Origin of the sequence: Pseudomonas sp. GW456-12-10-14-LB2 (assembly GCF_002884345.1) — a bacterium.
GTDB classification, from domain to species: Bacteria; Pseudomonadota; Gammaproteobacteria; order Pseudomonadales; family Pseudomonadaceae; genus Aquipseudomonas; species Aquipseudomonas paraglycinae.
In genome coordinates this window covers 1-250 of the sequence record NZ_POHV01000264.1, presented here as the reverse complement: position 1 = coordinate 250, position 250 = coordinate 1, and the positions used below count along the sequence as shown (strand labels likewise).

The window sequence follows — 250 nt, the reverse complement described above, 5'->3', positions numbered from 1 at the left end:
CGCTGGAACAGCAGCGAGACAATCTTGCCGGAAAAGCCGAAGATGCCGAGCGCGATCAGCCCCGCGCCGCTGCCGATGCCTAGGACGATCAGCGCCAGGGTCCGCCGGAACTGTGCGACGTCACCATGCGCTGCGATCCGTGCCAGCATCGGCACGGCGATCGCCGAGGGGCCCAGGATGACGAGGTTACCGGCACCGATCAGAATCCGCTGTGCATAACCCAACGATGCAAGCGCACCTTGTCCGGTAC

1 protein-coding gene is annotated in these 250 nt (G+C 64.8%); it reads right to left on the bottom strand.

Annotated features, from left to right (window positions below):
* Positions 1 to 224, bottom strand: a 224-nt coding sequence (locus C1X29_RS29380; RefSeq protein ID WP_218275744.1) for a hypothetical protein, incomplete at its 3' end; no start/stop codon positions are given.
* Positions 225 to 250: the final 26 nt, after the last annotated feature.